Annotated in this window: 14 protein-coding genes; 8 read left to right on the forward strand and 6 right to left on the reverse strand. The window is 69.5% G+C overall.

Annotated features, from left to right (window positions below; all coding sequences use genetic code 11):
• Positions 1–4 precede the first annotated feature (4 nt).
• The gene (locus tag AB0C03_RS17895) at positions 5–4,279 is read right to left on the reverse strand and encodes a WD40 repeat domain-containing protein (protein WP_357637855.1); all 4,275 of its coding nucleotides are present in this window, start codon (positions 4,277–4,279) and stop codon (positions 5–7) included.
• A 101-nt stretch (positions 4,280–4,380) separates the two neighbouring features.
• On the opposite strand from AB0C03_RS17895, the gene AB0C03_RS17900 reads away from it, so the two are divergent.
• The 4 genes from AB0C03_RS17900 (at position 4,381) to AB0C03_RS17915 (ending at position 8,658) form a co-directional block, all read left to right on the forward strand.
• Positions 4,381–5,706, forward strand: a complete 1,326-nt coding sequence (locus AB0C03_RS17900; protein WP_081883677.1) for a lipase/acyltransferase domain-containing protein — start codon at positions 4,381–4,383, stop codon at positions 5,704–5,706.
• Between the two features lie 608 nt (positions 5,707–6,314).
• The gene (locus AB0C03_RS17905) at positions 6,315–6,659 is read left to right on the forward strand and encodes a CU044_2847 family protein (protein WP_030328328.1); all 345 of its coding nucleotides are present in this window, start codon (positions 6,315–6,317) and stop codon (positions 6,657–6,659) included.
• A complete protein-coding gene (locus tag AB0C03_RS17910; RefSeq protein WP_030328326.1) occupies positions 6,656–7,666 on the forward strand; it encodes a S1 family peptidase in 1,011 nt (336 codons plus the stop codon). The genes AB0C03_RS17905 and AB0C03_RS17910 overlap by 4 nt, the downstream gene beginning before the upstream one ends.
• Positions 7,667–7,671: 5 nt before the next feature.
• Positions 7,672–8,658 carry a hypothetical protein gene (locus AB0C03_RS17915; RefSeq protein ID WP_030328324.1) on the forward strand — a complete coding sequence of 329 codons (987 nt, stop codon included), beginning with the start codon at positions 7,672–7,674 and terminating at the stop codon, positions 8,656–8,658.
• A gap of 47 nt (positions 8,659–8,705) precedes the next feature.
• Here the strand turns inward: AB0C03_RS17915 and AB0C03_RS17920 are convergent, their stop codons facing one another.
• Positions 8,706–9,419, reverse strand: a complete 714-nt coding sequence (locus tag AB0C03_RS17920) for an HAD family hydrolase (protein WP_357637862.1) — start codon at positions 9,417–9,419, stop codon at positions 8,706–8,708.
• A 100-nt stretch (positions 9,420–9,519) separates the two neighbouring features.
• On the opposite strand from AB0C03_RS17920, the gene AB0C03_RS17925 reads away from it, so the two are divergent.
• Positions 9,520–11,484 (forward strand): peptide deformylase, encoded by a 1,965-nt coding sequence (locus AB0C03_RS17925; RefSeq protein ID WP_210866578.1) that lies wholly within the window; start codon positions 9,520–9,522, stop codon positions 11,482–11,484.
• On the opposite strand, the gene AB0C03_RS17930 is transcribed toward AB0C03_RS17925, so the two are convergent.
• Positions 11,417–11,791, reverse strand: coding sequence for a CU044_2847 family protein (locus AB0C03_RS17930; RefSeq protein ID WP_051708143.1), 375 nt, complete (start codon positions 11,789–11,791; stop codon positions 11,417–11,419). The two genes, AB0C03_RS17925 and AB0C03_RS17930, sit on opposite strands and share 68 nt — an antisense overlap.
• A gap of 181 nt (positions 11,792–11,972) precedes the next feature.
• Here AB0C03_RS17930 and AB0C03_RS17935 point away from each other — a divergent pair, with 181 nt between their 5' ends.
• Positions 11,973–12,905: a helix-turn-helix domain-containing protein gene (locus tag AB0C03_RS17935; RefSeq protein ID WP_210858259.1), complete on the forward strand. Its 933-nt coding sequence runs from the start codon at positions 11,973–11,975 to the stop codon at positions 12,903–12,905.
• Positions 12,906–12,938: 33 nt separating this feature from the next.
• Here AB0C03_RS17935 and AB0C03_RS17940 read toward each other — a convergent pair whose 3' ends face one another.
• Positions 12,939–13,601, reverse strand: a complete 663-nt coding sequence (locus AB0C03_RS17940; protein WP_210866577.1) for a response regulator transcription factor — start codon at positions 13,599–13,601, stop codon at positions 12,939–12,941.
• Positions 13,598–14,746, reverse strand: a complete 1,149-nt coding sequence (locus AB0C03_RS17945) for a sensor histidine kinase (protein WP_210866576.1) — start codon at positions 14,744–14,746, stop codon at positions 13,598–13,600. Before AB0C03_RS17945 ends, AB0C03_RS17940 begins: the two co-directional genes overlap by 4 nt.
• 195 nt (positions 14,747–14,941) lie before the next feature.
• Between AB0C03_RS17945 and AB0C03_RS17950 the strand changes: the two genes are divergently transcribed.
• Both AB0C03_RS17950 and AB0C03_RS17955 read left to right on the forward strand, forming a co-directional pair.
• The gene (locus AB0C03_RS17950; protein ID WP_036410727.1) at positions 14,942–15,454 is read left to right on the forward strand and encodes a DUF1772 domain-containing protein; all 513 of its coding nucleotides are present in this window, start codon (positions 14,942–14,944) and stop codon (positions 15,452–15,454) included.
• The gene (locus AB0C03_RS17955) at positions 15,451–15,960 is read left to right on the forward strand and encodes a hypothetical protein (protein ID WP_247681054.1); all 510 of its coding nucleotides are present in this window, start codon (positions 15,451–15,453) and stop codon (positions 15,958–15,960) included. Before AB0C03_RS17950 ends, AB0C03_RS17955 begins: the two co-directional genes overlap by 4 nt.
• A gap of 4 nt (positions 15,961–15,964) precedes the next feature.
• On the opposite strand, the gene AB0C03_RS17960 is transcribed toward AB0C03_RS17955, so the two are convergent.
• Positions 15,965–16,492 carry a cupin domain-containing protein gene (locus AB0C03_RS17960; protein ID WP_030328307.1) on the reverse strand — a complete coding sequence of 176 codons (528 nt, stop codon included), beginning with the start codon at positions 16,490–16,492 and terminating at the stop codon, positions 15,965–15,967.
• Positions 16,493–16,691 lie beyond the last annotated feature (199 nt).

Here is a 16,691-nt window from a genome sequence, read left to right on the forward strand (position 1 = left end):
CCCGCTAGGCGCCCGGCCGGTCGTCAGCCAGGTAGTTCAGGTCGTACGTCGTGATCCGTCCCGACCCCGACGCCAGCAGGCGCAAGCGGCCAGTCGGCTCGGGGAAGAGCGCGACATGTGACGGCTTGTAGCCCTGCCACACCCGCCACAACAGCTGCTTGGACTCCCAGTGCCAGACCCCGACCCAGCCCGCGTCGTTGCCGATCACGATGAGAATTTCACCCGCCACCTCGGCGAGATTGACGGCGGTGGGATAGCCGGCGTCGTACGGAAGAGCCCTGACGTGTCTGATCTCCAGGCCGGTCTGGGTCGCCTCGATTTCGATCAACTCGAACGCCGTGACAAGCCTCGCCCCCCTGGGTGTCTCGTATGTCGCTACCGCGCCAACGCGTCGAAAGTCGTGGTAGTCGGAAGCGGGGCTGTGCAGCTTGAGCACTTCACCGCTCCTGCCGTCCCAGAAGTGCAGGATCCCTTCCGTGCTGGCCGCGACGACCACCGTTCGCTGGCCCACTCGGATGAGCTGCGTCAGCCGGGCACCCGCCGGCCCGTACCTGGGCTGCGTCTGACTTATCGGCAGCAGCGTGACCGACGGCCGGAACGTCCGGGAGTTGGGCTTGCCCGTCCACACTTCCACGACCGGCTCGGTCGGTGATCCGGCGGCCATGACCAGCTCGTCGCCGAACTCGTCGAGCGCCAGGTTCGCGACGGTCATTCGGGGCAGGGGAAAGCTGATGGCGGGTCGCCGGCCGTCGACGTCCACCACGTGGACGTGCCCACTTTCGACCAGGCCGAGGAGGCTACGTCGGCGGTCAGAACGTACGGTGACCGCGTCGAAGGGGCCCGCCGGGATCGTGGCCAGCGGTTCACCGGTGGCCACCTCGCCGACGGTGGTTACGCCGGTGCCGTCCTGCCACACGATCAGCGATCGACCACCGTTGGGCGGGAGCGCGCGGATCACCACCCCAGCCGTCTCGGCGTGGGTAGCCGTCATGGCATCGGTCAACCAATCGCAGTCCCACAGCCTGGTGAAACCGGTGCGCCCACCGCTCGCGAGCACCGATCGGCCGGCGACCTGGGCGGTGGCCAGGACGGTCGTGTCGGAGTAGTGGCCGATCAGAGCACCGGAACTGGTGCCGTCTTGGGGGTCGAAAAGGGGGATCGTGAGGCCCTCGCGCGCCAGTGCGAGCCGGTTGACGCCGCGCACCTTGACGAACGTCAGATCGTGGATCCAGCCGCGGATCTGTTGCCGCCATCGAAGCTGCCCACTGCTGACGTCGAACAGCTGAACAACCCCCTTGCTGTCACCGCTCGCGACCACGACTGTGTGTCCGTGCCTGCCGAGCACCACCGAGTTCACCCAGTCTCGGTGCCCCTTGATCACCCGGGTGCACGCCCCGGTCGCCAGATCCCACAGCCGCACGGTCAGGTCACTACCGCCGGCTGAGGCCAGGATCGGGCCGTCGGTCAGGTCCAGCACGGCCAGACCGCGGACCCCACCCGTGTGTCCCGGCAACTCTCTGATCCGGGTGGACGAGGCGGGATCCCAGATCCACAGGCGACCCTCGGCACCACCGGTGATCAGCCGGGTCTGACCCTGAAGTGTGCAGAACGCCAGGCTGCTGACGCCAGCGGAGTTCACGCTGATCGTGTGGAGGCGTTCCCCGGTCGCCGGGTTCCAGAGTCGTACCGTGCCGTCAGCGCTTCCGGAGGCCAGCACCGCCTGCCCGGCGATGGATCCGAAGGCCAGTTGTTCCACGCCTCGGCTGTGGCCGGGGAGCGTCCTCAGGTACTGCCCGGTGGCCGACTCGGCGATGCGGATGGTCGCGTCAGTGCCACCGGTAGCCACAATCTGCCGGCCGTCGGCCTCCCCGAAGGCGATGGCCTGCACCCGGCCTCGGTGGCCCGGCAGCCGGCGGTGAAAGTGCGCACTCGGTCCCTTGCTCCACAGTCCCTTCCAGGGCAGCCCCGCGGGTGAGTCCAGGAGCGACACGGCGGTTGGCTCGTCACGCAGGGCGACGGCCTGCAGGAGCGCGGCCCGCTGGACCGGGGAGGCGTTGGCCATCTCGTCGGCCGCCCGCCAGTACAGCCGGCACAGCACATGGTCGGTGAAGTCGACGGTGCCCAGCACCTGCAGCAGGCGCAGCGGCTCGGCGTGGTAGAGAAAGTGCGGGTCGGCGACCAACTCGCCGAGTCGTCCGGCGGCAGCGGCATGGGCCGCGAGGTGACGACGCAGGTAGGGGCTCGCCTCGTCCCAGCGGCGTCCGCCAGCGTGCACGAGCGCGACGAGAGACGACGTGATCGTGCTCTGCACGGCCGTGACGTCGGCATGGCTCCGCAGGTGGTCGTTGTACGACTGGTGGTACAGCCGGTAGACGGTCTGTTCGTCCTCGCCGGACTCGATGATGTGGGCGCCCGCATGAGCGAGAATCCAGGAAATGTCGGCCGCCCGATAGTCCGCCCCTCGGCTCCGGTCGCGGAGCGCGTTGGCCAAGGTCAGCCAGATCTGCCGCCGCGGCAGACCGTGACCCTGCGCCCACGCGAGCGGAAGCAGTAACTCCCGCACCCTCCTGGCATCGTCACCGTAACGCTGCAGGTCGGCGGCGAAGGCCTCGCCCACGCCACCGGTGAGCAGCTGCTTCCCGCCGGCACTCGTGAAATCGACGATCCGGCCGCTGTGCGCCACCGCACTGCTGATCAGACGTCCGAAAAGGAAGACACCGCCGCTGTGTTCGGCGATCGTCTGAGCCGCGATGCCGGCGGCGGGCGTGTCCTGCCGGTAGGCGGAACCGGGCTCAAGCAGCAGCCGTCGTCGCACGTACTCGGCAACGGCGTCGACGGCCCCGGGATCGTCGTCGAGCTGAACGACGGTCTCCGGTGCGAGGACCTCAACGAGCCCTCGCGCCTGAAGCGCTTCCCGCTCCTCGGCCTCGTCCCGATTCGCCCGGTGCGGCCGCGTGCCGACCATGACTTTCACGAACGGCAGCTCGGACAGCGGCCGTAGCAGGTCGGTGACGATCAGCCACTGGTCGACGGCCTGGGCCTCATCGAGCGCGTCAAGCATGATCGTCAGCGGGGTCCGGAGCCGGCCGACCGCGGCGACGAGTCGGCCGGGGAAACTCCAGCCTCCGATCGGACTCGGGAGGTCCAGGGCGTCGGCCAGGTCCTGAAGGCAGTCGAGCAGGGTCTTGTTCTTGGCGTGCAGGCCGACGTCTATGGCACCGACACCCGGGTCGGTGTCATCCTGGCACTCCGGATCAAACGCCTTGGCCCTGACGGCCACACCCCGCCAGTACGGGTCCGACAGCACCGCCAACCGGCCCAGGAGTGCAGACTTGCCCGAGCCGGGCGAGCCCGTCACCACGAGCATCCCGTTCGGCCTGGTCCGCAGCCAGCCGACGATCGCCAGCAGGGGATCGCGTCGGCCGGCGAAGTGCCAGCCATCGTCGGCGGGCAGGTCGATTCCCCGGTACTTGAGGACGAAGTGCTGGGCGGCACGGCTCGACAGCGCTCTCCGCCGCCACTGTTTGGTCGGCACACTGCCGTCCAGGGACACGGCGTTGTAGTGCGGGTTCGGCAACCGCACTGATCCCACCATGTCGTGCTGCGGCGCCTGGCTCAGGCCCAACTCGTCGAACCGGGCGGTGACCGCGTCGACGATGTCCATCGTGTAGACGTACCGGTCGTTCTCAGTCCACCAGGTGTCGTCGCGGAGCACCAGGGCGAGCGCGGTGGTGAATGCCGCCTCTCTGGCCGGCTGGTCGTGATCGGCTGATCCGATCACCGCCAGGCTGGGCTTGCTGCGCGGGTCCGCGAAGGTGTACCGCTGGAGTTCCGCACGGAACGCCGCGGCGATGTCCTGCACGCCACCGGCCGCGCTGCACGCGTCGATGAGCAGGAGGATCTGTTTCACCTTCTTCGCGGCGAGCAACTGTCCCAGCGTCCGGCCGGCCACCGCGTTGTCGTCGCGCGGACGCATCGGCGTTTCCCGCGACCAGAGGTAGAGATGGTCGCCGTGCGTGCTGCCATGACCCGCCCAGTACAGCACCACAAGCTCGTCCGAACTGGGTATCCATTCGCCCAACGCTCGCCGGATCGCCGGCTCGGAACCATCACGGGCCAGGTCGAACGGGTCGACGGTCAGACCGAATCTGCCGAACTCGGCGACCACCGCCGCGACGGCGGGGCGCAGAATCCGCAGCGGAGCCACATGATCGAACTCGTCGATGACGACCGAGGCGATGCATCCGTTCCCCGTCGCAGCGACTTCCTTCGCGGACATGCGCCGTCCTCGACAGATGATGGTGGGACAGGCGGCCAGAATAGTTGAGTGCGGTGGGGGCGTGCATCGCGCGAAAGGCGACAGGTCGGCATAATCGGTCGATGGGACATGACCTCGTGGTCGTCGTGCCCGGGCTGATGGGCAGCGTGTTACGCGACGATCAGCGAGAGGTGTGGAACAGGTCGGCCCCGAGTGTGTGGGCCGGTCTCACGCACCACCGCGAGATGCTGCACCTGCTGCGGTTGCCGGAGGGCATAGGCGACGGTGAGCCTGAGGGCCCGCACCGGCTGGAACCCTGTGGCCTGGTGCAGGGGTGGCACGTCCTGCCAGGGTTGTGGGCCGGCGCCGGCTACCACCGGCTGCTGCGTCGCCTGTCCCGCCTGCCCGCGCCGCAGCGTGTGGTCGCCTTCGCGTACGACTGGCGCCTGTCTGTTGCCCACAACGCTGCCAAGCTCGCGGTGCGGGTGCAGCGTGAGCTGGAACGGTGGCGCTCCGAGCCGGGAGAACACGAGGCCAAGGTGACTCTCGTCTGCCACTCGATGGGTGGCCTCATCGCCGCCACCTTCGCCGCCGGGGTGGGCCGAGAGATCACTCGTCGGGTGATCACCATCGGCACCCCGTTCAGCGGTTCGGTCAAGGCGGTACGCGCCTTCACGGGCCACCTCGCGCCCGCTGTGCCGCGACTCAACGACACTCTCGCCGAGCTGGCGTCGAGCTTTCCGTCGGTCGCCGACCTGTTGCCGACGTACCGCTGTGTGCGTGGCGACGACGGACGGAAGCGCCTGGACCAGGTGGATGTCCCGACACTGACCGGCAGAGTGAGGTGGCGGCCCCGCCCGTGGCAGGGCGAGGGACCGGCGAGCGGCGGGCCGACGATGATTCACTTCGGCGGGCGCCGGCAGCCGACGGATCTGAGTCTTACCTTCGACGCGACCGGCGTCACCTACCACCCGGACCTCCCCGACCTCGATGTGTCGGCGTTGGCCGGGGATGGCACCGTCGCCCCGTTCTCCTGCCTGCCGGCCGGGCATGATTCGACTGACAAGGCGACGTACTGGCCGGTGCGGCACTCCGGCTTGCAGAGCGACCCTCGCGTGCTGGATCATCTCGTCGATGCCGTCAACGGGATAGACCTCGGCGCCGCGCTCGGCCCCGAACCGGAGCTGAGCCTGACACTCCCCGAGGTGGTGCGGCCGGGCGTGCCCTGCCCCATCCATGTCACCGCCGATGTCGAGGACCTGCCGTTGCGGCTGCACATCGAAGACCTGCACGGCCGGCCACTCGGTCCGCCGACGGCACTGCGGCTGGCCGGGGACGGTTACCACGCCGCCCCGGTGTTGCCGGGCGGGGTCTGGCACGTGTCGGTCCGGACCTCGGGGATCTCACCAGCGACCGAGGTCGGCGACATCGTCGTGGCGGCCGGCTAGCTCAGCTTCGTCCATCGAGCCGGCGTGACGCTGGAACAAAACTCCAGCACTCGTGCGCCTTCCGGGGCGCGAGAGCCCGCGCCTTCCGGAACTGGTCCTTGGTCATACCGGGCTCCCTGTCCTGCCACCGCGACAGGTGGAGTATCTATTTCCGCTCTTCCCGGACGGTGTCAACAACGGCCGCGACATCGTCGCGTTCTTCTCGCACGACGGAATGCCTCTGTCGTAAACAAGACACACGAACATCGGCCCCGGCGAGCTGAGCGGAAATCGGTTGGCCGACGTATTGATTGGCGTACCGGAGCAGCGCGATGCCGGCCTGGCGGAAGGTCTCATCTTCCCATCGGGCGCCTCGGCCGGTCACTGAGGACAGACGCCGGAGACACCCGGGCCGAGCTGGGCTTCGTCGTCCACAAGGGCCGTCCAGGCCACCATCGTCGATCGGCGTACGTCATGCCCGAAGCGTCGGATGAAGCTCCTACCACCCATCCGTCCGATGTGGTAACTCGGCTCGGACGCGACGACCGTGCGTTGATTGACGGTGAACGTTCGGGTGTCTTTGCCGACTGTCCATCTTGGTATGGTCGAGCCCAATCCTGGGGGGAACGATGCCGGAAACCGAACTTGTCAGATTTGTTGTCCGTGACGGCACCTCGGTCATTGTCGAGGTGGAGGAGGAGCGCCGGGGCTCGACTCCCGCCGGCAGGCGGGTGAATGGCGTCCGGGAGGCGCGGGAATTCTTCGAGGTGAATCTGACCCATATCCGCGATGCGGCCGAAGCCGTCCTCGCCGACCTGCGCAGAGCGTCCAGCCCCGACGAGATCAAGATCGGATTCGGGGTGAAGTTGACGACCGAGGTGGGCGCGGTGATCGCCCGTTCCGCGGTGGAGGGCAACATCTCGGTTGAGCTGCTCTGGCGCCGCGACGACTCCACGGACACCCGCACGCCATGACCGGTGTGGATGAGGCGTGGCGCTTGGAGGTGACCGGCGCCAGCACGGGGTGCGGCTTCGCCGTCACACCCACCCGCGCGCTCACCTGCGCCCACCTCATCGCACCCGGCCAACGGCAGTGCCGGGTCGCCTCGCTGCCCGGCATCCGTGCGGTGGACGTGCCCAGTGCCTTTGACAGCGGCGTCAACCCGGTTCCGGACGTTGCCACGATCGACATCACTGGTCATCCGGCGGACGCCGTCGCGCCGATGGGGCCGGCAACCCGACCCGCTCCGGGAACGATCCTCGACCTCTTCGGGCTTCCGGACCGCGGCCAGGAAGGCCGCCGCAGTCAGGCGCGCGTCTCAGGCCCGAGTCGCACCGGCGAATGGCTCCAGATCGACGCCGTCCACGGCCACACGGCATGGGTCGAGCCCGGGTTCAGTGGCGGTGCCGCCACGGACGCTGCCACGGGACTCGTCGTCGGCATGGTCGTCAGCGCGGACAGGTCGCTCGCGGAGCGATCCGCCTGGATCATTCCCAACGACACCATCGTCGGGAGCGCGCCGTGGCTCGCCGCTGTGCTCGCCGACCCGCTCGCCGGAGACCCCGACCACGTCGCCGTGCTGCGGTCCCTCGACGCCCGGCGCTACACCGCGGCTCTCGACCGCCTCCCCGATCTGCACAGCAGGCACCGCCGCAGCTCGGATCTGTACTACTACTGGGCACTCGTGCTGCTCCAAGGTGTCCGCCCGGCGAACCACTCCGGCGAGGTCATCGACGGCATCGAGCGGCTGCTGGGCGAGGCGTGCCGCCTCGACCCGGGCTCGGCACACGCGAAGGCGCTCCTGGCGCTGGTCCGTGAGGACTACTACGGCCTGCGCAGCCTGCCGGTGTCAGGTCGCGACGGCCACTACGACCCGGCCACAAGCCACGTGTCGACCGGCCACGCGATCGAAATCGTCAGCCACGTCCCGGCGACGGAGTGTCTGACCTGGCGCAACCTCTATCGGCGATCCATGGGATGAGTGGCATGACACAGAACCACACGACGCAGAACCCCACCCGGCAAGAGTTGGTACACAAGTACTTCAATCTGGTGCCGCAGAAGCCCTCGTACGTCGGGGCCCTGATCGCGCTCGGCGGCGGCGGCCTGCTCCTGGTCGTCGGCCTGTTGTCGCTCGTCGGTGCCTCCGCCGACAGCGGCCTGGCTGGTCTGGCATGTCTTGGCTGCCTGGGCATCCTCGGCGGTGGTGCCGCCGTCGTCTTCGGTGGGATCAAGCTCGCCGGGACGTACTCGGCCTACAACTCGGCGGTCGCCGCGGCCTATCCCCGCGCCACCGACAGCCAGATGGACGGCTGGCTGCAGGAGGGTGAGAACTACGCGGCGGACGCCGGTCGTCGGCGGTTGAACCGGCACCCGGGCGAAGTCACCCTCAAGTGGGGCGAGAACCTCCTGGTCTTCCACGGTCTGCCGCCGGAGATCCCGTACCAGATCGCTCGTGGTGCTGACGGCGTCCTGCGCGCCTCGCTCTACAAGATCCTGGTGGTCTACCTGTCGAACTATCGGCTCCTGACCTACGAGTCCATCCTCGACATGCGGACCGGCGCGACGGTCAGCGACGCGACGAAGGAATACCACCTGCAGAGTGTGGACGGCCTGGAGACCGCCAGTGACCGGGTGAACTTCTTCCTCCCGCCGGCGAACCAGGCGCCGCCCCCCGGCCAGCCGATGCCGCAGAACCCGACGGCGATCCCGATCGCCACCGCCACCGGGAGCATCGTGCACGTGACCGGCAGGCAGACGCTGCGGCTCATGGTCGCCGGACGACCCGCCATCGAGCTGGTGATGGGTATCTCCGCCACCGACCAGCTCCACATCGAGGGTGTCTCGGGCTCGACCACCGAGGGCATGATCCATACCCTTCGGGAATACCTACGCCGTCACAACGGCGGCATCTCGGGGCAGACGAGCATGCCCAGCAGCCTCCCGCCGCTGCCACCGCTCGGCCCGGAGTGACGCCGACGACGTCGGCGCGGTGACCACGAAGGTCGACGACGCTGGGGTCAGCCGTGCCGGTGGCGCGCTGGTCCCGGTGTCGTGTGGGTATCGCCCGATGCACCGTGGGTCGCGGGAGACACCACCTGACGCAGCGCGGACACGGTGAGCTGACCGAGGCTCGGCACCTGGACCGCCCCGAGCTGCCCCTGGTCACCGACCAGCACCACCGGGCATCCGGCGGCGACCGCGCTGGCAACACCCGTGGGGGAGTCCTCGACGACGGCGCAACGGCCGGGCGGCAGACCCAGCCGCCGTGCCGCCAACAGGTACGGGTCGGGGGCGGGCTTCGTCCGCTTCACGTCGTCGCCGCAGACCACCACGTCGAAGCGGGGAGCACCGGGATGACCAAGCAGAGCGTCGAGGATGTACCGGCTGCTCGACGTGACGAGCCCGACGGGCACACCGTCCGCCCGCAGCGCCGTGATCAGGCGTACGCCGTCGGCCTGCCAGCTCGTCGCCCGGTCACGGTAGAGCTGCCGCACCGCCGCCTCGACCTCCGCCACATCTGCCGCCGGGTCCCACTCGGACCAGCCGATCCGGCGGTGGATCGTCGTGATGGCCTCCAGCGCGGTGAGGCCGAGCAGGCCGTCAGTCGCCCCGGCCGGAACGGGCTGTCGCCCGTTGATCAGGGCTACGAAAGCGGACCGCCAGATTGGCGCGGTATCGACCAGGGTGCCGTCGAGGTCGAACAGCACTGCCCACTCATCCATGCCGGTCATGCTGCTCCTCGGTAGGCCACGAATCAACGCGCCATCCTGGCTGGGCCAGGATGCTGGCCGATACGATCGGCGAACCGCTTTCCCGACGGAGGATGTGCTGATGTACCGGGTCGAGCAAGCGATCGCCTTCGTTCTCGACCGGGCGAAGGCCGACCCCGTCGGACTTGCCTTCCTGGTCGGGGAGCGGTTGATGCTGACCTGCGCGCACGTGGTGAATGTGGCGCTGGGCCGTCCCGCCCGACAGGTGGAAAGAGTTCCGAAGAACAGCCGCGTCTCGCTGCATTTCGCTCTGCTGGGGGCGTCGAACAGTTGGATCGAACGCAGCGCCGAGGTGGTGGCGTGGTTGCCGACCGGTGACGACTTCGACGTGGCTGACGTCGCGGTGCTCAGGCTCGGCGAGGGCCTTGCCGGCAGTGGCGCGGAACCGCTTCGCATCCGGGCGGACCTGAAGGACCGTTACAACGTGCCGGTGCAGATGTGGGGGCCCGGCCAGGGGCGTGACCTGGGCAGGCATGTGCAGGGCCGGTTGCTCGGCGCGGTCGGCAGACACCGGTTGCAGGTCGACGAGGTGGTGCACCGGGTCTTTCGGGTTCAGCGCGGGTTCAGCGGAGGGCCGGTCTGGGATCCCGCCACCTCCGCGGTGTTCGGCATGCTCCAGGCGATCACCACCGACGACTCGGCCGAGGTGCTCGTGCTCGACGGCGCCTTGCTGGAGCGAGCGTTGGCAGCGGTCGCCACCGCGCGACCCGGTCTGGTGCTGATACACGACCATGGCGAGGTCCATTACGACGGCACGCAATACACCCTGCGCCAACGGCGTGTGCTGCACCACGGCGGCACCGCCCCGCGCGCGAAGTACGAGATGAAAGTGTCAGTGCAGCGCTTTCTCAACGACGAGGCCGTTCGTAATCTGCGCCACCACGCGCAGCACCCACTCAGTGTTGACGACCCTGTTCGTGACATCGGCCTACGGGCCTGGTGCGTTTTCGACGGTGAATCCCATCCGATGGATGCCAAGCCGACAAAGGTGCGGCACGAGGAGATCAACTTCGACCTCTGTTTTCCGGCGTCGAAACTGCTGACCCCGGGGCAGCAGGTTGTCGTCGAGTACACGTACCGCGTCAGTGACGAGATCTGGGGGCAGTGGTACAAGCGCAACATCAAGCCGAACACCGACCGGTTGTCGGTGGAGGCGCACCTGCCGACCGAGTTGGAGCCGGAGTGCTGGGGCGTGACCTCGCTGCCGTCGGAGACGGACCTCGAACCGTTGCCGGACGTCCAGATACGGGTCGAGGATGACCACACCATCTACTCCTGGGACCGAACCGCAGAGGAGGACGACCTCGCCGAGGAGCGTCGCATCCGGCTGGACTGGTTCTTCTGGAAGCGCATCCCGGACAGCAGTGTCTGCGCCGACGCGCCGAGCGTCCTTCGGCAGTTCGGCATCAGGCAGCTGCGGGGCGCGGCACGCGGGCGACGGGCGTCGGAGCTGCCGGTCAAGACGCGGGAGATCAACTTCGACTCACCGAGCGACCGGCTACTGGCCGGGCGGGTGCTCGCGCACCTGCGCCGCGTCGCCGGATGGGTCAACCGGTACCACTCGTTCAAGCCCGAGGTGAGTATGGGGATCGCCGCCCCTCAGCTCGGCATGGCCTACGCCATCGCGATCGTCAAGGTGCCAGGTTCACGGGACTACATCGAGCTGATCAACCCGAGCGTGCTGGAGCGGACCGACGAGGAGGTCCGCGACTATGAGGGATGCCTGAGCTTCTTCGACGTCCGCGGCATCGTTCAACGGCCCTACGGTCTTCGCGTACGCCATCGGACCGCAGCGGGCGACCTGCGAGACGTCGTACTCACGGGAGGGCTCGCCCGCAGCGTCGCTCACGAGATCGACCACCTGAACGGCAAGGTCTACACCGACGCTGACCGCATGCCCGAGGGCGAGGAGCCTGTCGACGTCCCCCGTTACCGTCGGCTGCGGGAGGAGGGCGCGTTCACCGCGCCGGTGCCCCCGACGCAGTTGAGGTGGCAGCAGCCAGGGGCTCACTCCGCCGCCAGGTGACGTTCACGGTGAACGTCGCCTCGGTGGTTCCCTTGGTGAAGATGAGACCGGTCTCTCCGCCGATGGCCAGGCCGAGTTCGACGGAGATCTCATCCGGCGCCGCCGCCGACCGCAGCCGGCCGATGACGGTACGCAACGCGGGCAGCACCCTCTCCAGCGACGCGGTCAACGTGGTCGCCGCCCACTGGCCCCGGCCGTCGTCCGCCGCGGCGAGTTCGATCCCCGCGAGGTCGCGGCGGTCCACCTCCACCTCCACGTATTCATCGCTACCCTCGGCGACCGGAACCTTGAGCAGCACAGTGCTCATGCACTCTCCCCGGGTTTGATGTCACGAACCGTGTCTGTCGTCTGAGCAATGTGTAGCAGTTGATCGCCCGTCAGCGGAAGGCGAACGGGTCGCGGCCGGTGCGCCGGGGGCGATCCCGGTCCACGGTGCTGGCGCGGACGCACCGCGTTGGTCAGACTTGAGCTCGATGGGGGGACGGGCGATGGACACCTCCGCTCAGGACGAGGCCGCTGCGGCGTTCGTCCGGGAGCTCGCGTACTGGCGCCGCTACCGCGCGATGTCCAAGAAGACGCTCGCCGGCCGGATCGGGTTCGACCCCTCGTACGTCAGCCACATGGAGAGCGGGCGGCATCAGCCCACAGAGGAGTTCGCCCGCCGTGTCGAGGCGGTGTTGGAGACCGGGAACCGCGTGTGGCAGCGGTACGTCGTCTTCGCCGGCACCAGACGGCAGCGTGGTCTGAGCCTGGCTCCCGCTCCTACCGCGATCGCGCCGCCGGCTGGCCCGCACCTGGTGATCGAGGAAGAGTTGGCCTCCCTCGCCCTCGTCGACGGCTGGTACGAGTGCCGGATCTGGCGGCACCTGCACAGCGTCGGCACCGAGCCGATCACCCGGCACACGGTGCAGATCGACATCGACCGGTTCCCCGACGACCCCGAACGATCCATGGCGTTTCACGCCCGCCATCCGCTCAGCACCGACGAGGTCGACTTCCGGGCCTCGATCGGCGTCGACCAGCCGGAACCCATGAAGTGGAAGGTCACCCGCAGCCGAAACGCCTTCCTGAAGATCGTTCTTCTGTTCGGCAGCGACGGGGTTCCCTACCCGCTCTATCCTGGTCAGCGCACGTTGATCCACTACGCCTACCGGGTGCCGGAGTGGAAGTTCGGCGACTGGCTCCAGCGCGACATCCGGCTGCCCACGCGGCGACTGAACATCAGGCTCTCGTTCCCCTCCTCCAGCCATCCTGCGGTCTGGGGCAGCGAGACATCCTTCACCACCGATGTGACGACCGACGTGACTCCGTCTTCCCGAGAGCGCGACGGTCTGGTCGAGTACGAGTGGGAGGTGCCCCGGCCCCGACTACGCGCCCAGTACCGGCTGAACTGGCGCTACCCCGATCTGAGTCTGCGGTGACCGGAGCGACGCGCCCGCGCGCAATGCGCGGGGTCAGCCCTCGCCGGGGCGGACCAACCCGCTCTCGTACGCGATGACCACGAGCTGGGCGCGGTCACGGGCGTTCAGCTTGTGCAGCAGGCGACTCACGTAGGTGCGGGCGGTGTCCGGGCTGAGGTGCAGGGCCGCCCCGATCTCCACATTCGACCGGCCGGTGCCGACCTGTGCCAGCACGTCGCGTTCCCGCCCGGTGAGCCCGGTCAGCCGGGCCGGGTCCGCGACGGGGGTGCGGGCCGCCGCGGCGATCACCCGCCGGGTCACCGCCGGTGACAGCAGCGCGTCCCCGCCGGCCACCACGCGGACCGCGTCCCGCAGGGCGTCGGGCGGGGTGTCCTTGAGCAGGAAGCCGGCCGCGCCGGCGCGAATGGCCTCGAAGAGGTACTCGTCGTCGTCGAAGGTGGTCAACATGACCACCCGGACGTCGGCCAGCGTCGGGTCGGTGAGGATGCGCCGGGTTGCCTCGATACCGTCGCCGCCGGGCATCCGGACGTCCATCAGCACCACGTCGGGCCGGTGCTCGCGAACGACCGCCAGGCCCACTCGGCCGTCGCCGGCTTCGCCGACCACGGTGATGTCCGCGGCGCGTTCCAGCAACGCGCGGAGCCCGGTGCGCACCAGGTGCTGGTCATCGACGAGGACGACGCGTACGTCGCTCATGCGGGGACCCCGGCCAGCGGTAGGTGGACCGAGACGCGGAAGCCGCCCTCGGCGGTCTCGCCGGCGGCGAAGGTTCCGCCGAGCAGGGCAACCCGCTCCGACATGCCGCGCAGCCCCTGACCCGTCTCCACCCCGGCGGCGCCGGGAGATCCCCGGCCGTCGTCGACGACCTCCGCCGACAGCCGGGCCGGGGTGGCCCGGATCGTCACCGTGGCGCGGGTGGCGTGGGCGTGGCGCAGCACATTGGTCAGGGCCTCCTGCACGATCCGGTAGACGGTGCTGCCGACCACCGTGGGCAGGGCGTCGACAGGACCGTCGAGACGCAGCTCGACCGCCAGCCCACCACTGCGCACGCCCTCGACGAGCGGGCCCAACTGGGTGAGACCGGGGGCCGGCTCGCGCGGTCCGGGTTCGCGGCGCAGCGTGCCCAGCGTGGCCCGCAGCTCGGCCATGGCGCTGCCACTCACCGCGTGGATCGCGGCCAGAGCGGCCTCGGCCTGTCCGGGCTCGGCATCGGCAAGGGCCTCCCGGGCCACCGCCGACTGCAGGGTGACCACCGACATCGTGTGTCCGAGCGTGTCGTGCACCTCCCGGGCGATGCGCAGCCGCTCGGCCTCGACCTGCCGGGCGGCCTCCCGACGGCGTTCCTCGGCCGCCGAGGCGGCCTGCCGGGCCAACGCGGCCCGTAGCGAACGCCGGTTGCGCACGGCGTCACCGAGAGCGATGACGGCGAGCATCAGGGCCGCCTCGGAGCCGAGACCAGCACCGATCACGACGGAGATGTCGTCTCCCTCGATGAGCCGGGCGGCCACCGAGACGGCCAGCAGGCCCCCGCCGACAGCGGCGGCCGGCTGCACCCGACCCCGCTGGGCGGCCAGGTAGAGGATGGCGGCGGCCGGGGCGGCCACGCCGACCGGCGGCAGCTCCAGCGCGTAGTAGCCGAGGATGCCGGCTGCGGTCGCCAGCAGCGCCGGAACCGTCCAACGCCGGGCCACCAGCAGCAGGGTGGCCCACCCGGCCCCGAATCCGCCGGCCAACGCCGCCTGGGCGGCGGACGCGTCCTCGGTCACCACCGCCGCCGTCACCAGGCTCAGGATGGCGACAGCGAGCAGCGCCTCGGTTCGGGTGGGTGAGGTGGCCGGCACGTCCGTGAGCCTAAGTCGGTGCGGACCCGCGCCGCTGCCGTCCGCAGGCAACACCCCCACCCCGCCAGGTACGTCGAGAAGCGATGCCAGCTCGCGCGGCTGCGCGGCAGACGGTGCCGAGTCGGCGACCTAGCGTCGAGGGCGACATCACCGATCGTGCCCACCAGGGCCCGGAAATGACGGAGAAGTGCCGCTGTGTCCCGTATCAAGCTGACGTGGATCGTGCTCATCGTGCTCGTCTGGGCGGCGATGATGTCCTTTGGTGGGGTCGCGGCCGAGACCGTGATGCTCTACCCGAACATCTTCGGTGACGCGCCCGCCTCGCTGGACCGGGCCCGCGAGTTCCTGGTCGCCGGCGGCCCGAGCGACTACTTCCCACCGCTGGGCGCCTCGGTCGTGCTGACCAGCCTCGCCGCGACCGCCCTCACCTGGCGCAATCGGCGACTGCGGTGGTACGTCGCGGCAGCCGCGGTGGTCTTCATCGCCTGCGAGTTCCTGTTCTCCGTGGTGTTCTTCTGGCCGCGCAACGAGATCATGTTCGTCGACCCGGTCGGCACGCACTCCCCGGAGTATCTGCGCCAGGTCGCCGAGGAGTTCGTCGCCGGCCACTGGGTACGCCTCGCCGGTGGCGCGGTGACCTCCGCGCTGGCGTTCACCGCCCTGCTGCGTTTCGCCCGGGAGACGGCACCGGTACGGGGCGAGCGATGAGCGCCGCGCGGCGTACTCTCGGGTTCTCGTGGCCGGCCCTGGTCGGGCTCGCCGCGTTGGCCGTACCGCGGGTGATCCTGCACGACCTGCGCGTCGTGGAGGGAGGGCGGCCAGCCGCCGTGCTGCTCGCGGTCGTACCCCTGATCTGTTGGGTGGCCGTCGTGCTGTGGCGGCGTCCGCCGCGTCCGTTCCTGACGGTGGTGGTGATCGGGGCGGTCCACGGTGTTCTTCTCGCGGTTGGTCACCAGGTGCTGTGGGACGAGGCGTTCGGCGCGACCGAGCCGAGACTCGGCACCGTCGACCCTCGGGCGCAGGAAGCGATCCTTCGGGTGGCGGCGGTGTTCTCCAGTCTCGTCACCGGGGTGCTCACCGGGGTGGTGGCCGGGGCGGTGGCGGCGGCGCTGAGTCGCTTCGTCATGGGGTCGCGGCGAGCCGCCGAGCAGCCGGTCGAGCAGACGTGGGGCGGGCCGGACGACGCGCGGGGGACTCGGCCACCGCACTGCTGACCGGTCAGAGCATCTCGGTGCGGTATTCGGGAGCCAGGTCGGCCGCGCGTCGCCGGCGCTCTGCCAGCTCGTCATCGGTGAGCTGCGGCGGCGGTGCGTCTTTACCGGCAACCACGTCGCCGACGCGGAGGAAGTATTCGTCCTGTCCCGCAGGGGTGCAGACGCACAACATGCGGGCGGGCGCGCCGGAGCTGTTGCGGAAGTTGTGCGGCGCGTTGGCCGGGATGTTCACTGTGGAACCGGCGCGGACGAGGTGCCTCTCCCCGCGGAAGGTGAACTCGATCTCGCCTTCGAGGATGGTGAACATCTCCTCGAAGTCGTGGCGGTGCGGTGGCGGTCCTCCGCCGTCGGGGATCCGCATGTCGATCAGGCAGTACTGCCCGTGGGTCTGCTCGCCGGTGACCAGCATGGCGTAGGTGCCTCCGGCGAGGGAGAGGTAGGTGGTCGCGGGGTCGTCGGGGTCGGCCACCGTCAGCGTTCGGTTCGGATCGTCGTCCGGGATGGTCGGGGTGGCCCGGTTGCGGTCGGTCATGCGGCTGTCCCTCCTGGTGTGGCTGCGCGAGGTGAACGGCGCGTGTTCCCTCGTCGCCGCGCTGCCTGGCCCTTACCCCGGATCCGGGGACTTCTCTCCTCACGAGGTGATGAACCGGCCTCGCGGCGACGGCTCGTTCGATTGTCGGGGGTGAGGCCAATCCGGTGCGCGTCCGCTGACGCAACTCCTTCCGCTGCCG

This window comes from Micromonospora parva, from assembly GCF_040649675.1.
In the GTDB taxonomy this organism is placed as follows: Bacteria; Actinomycetota; Actinomycetes; order Mycobacteriales; family Micromonosporaceae; genus Micromonospora; species Micromonospora parva.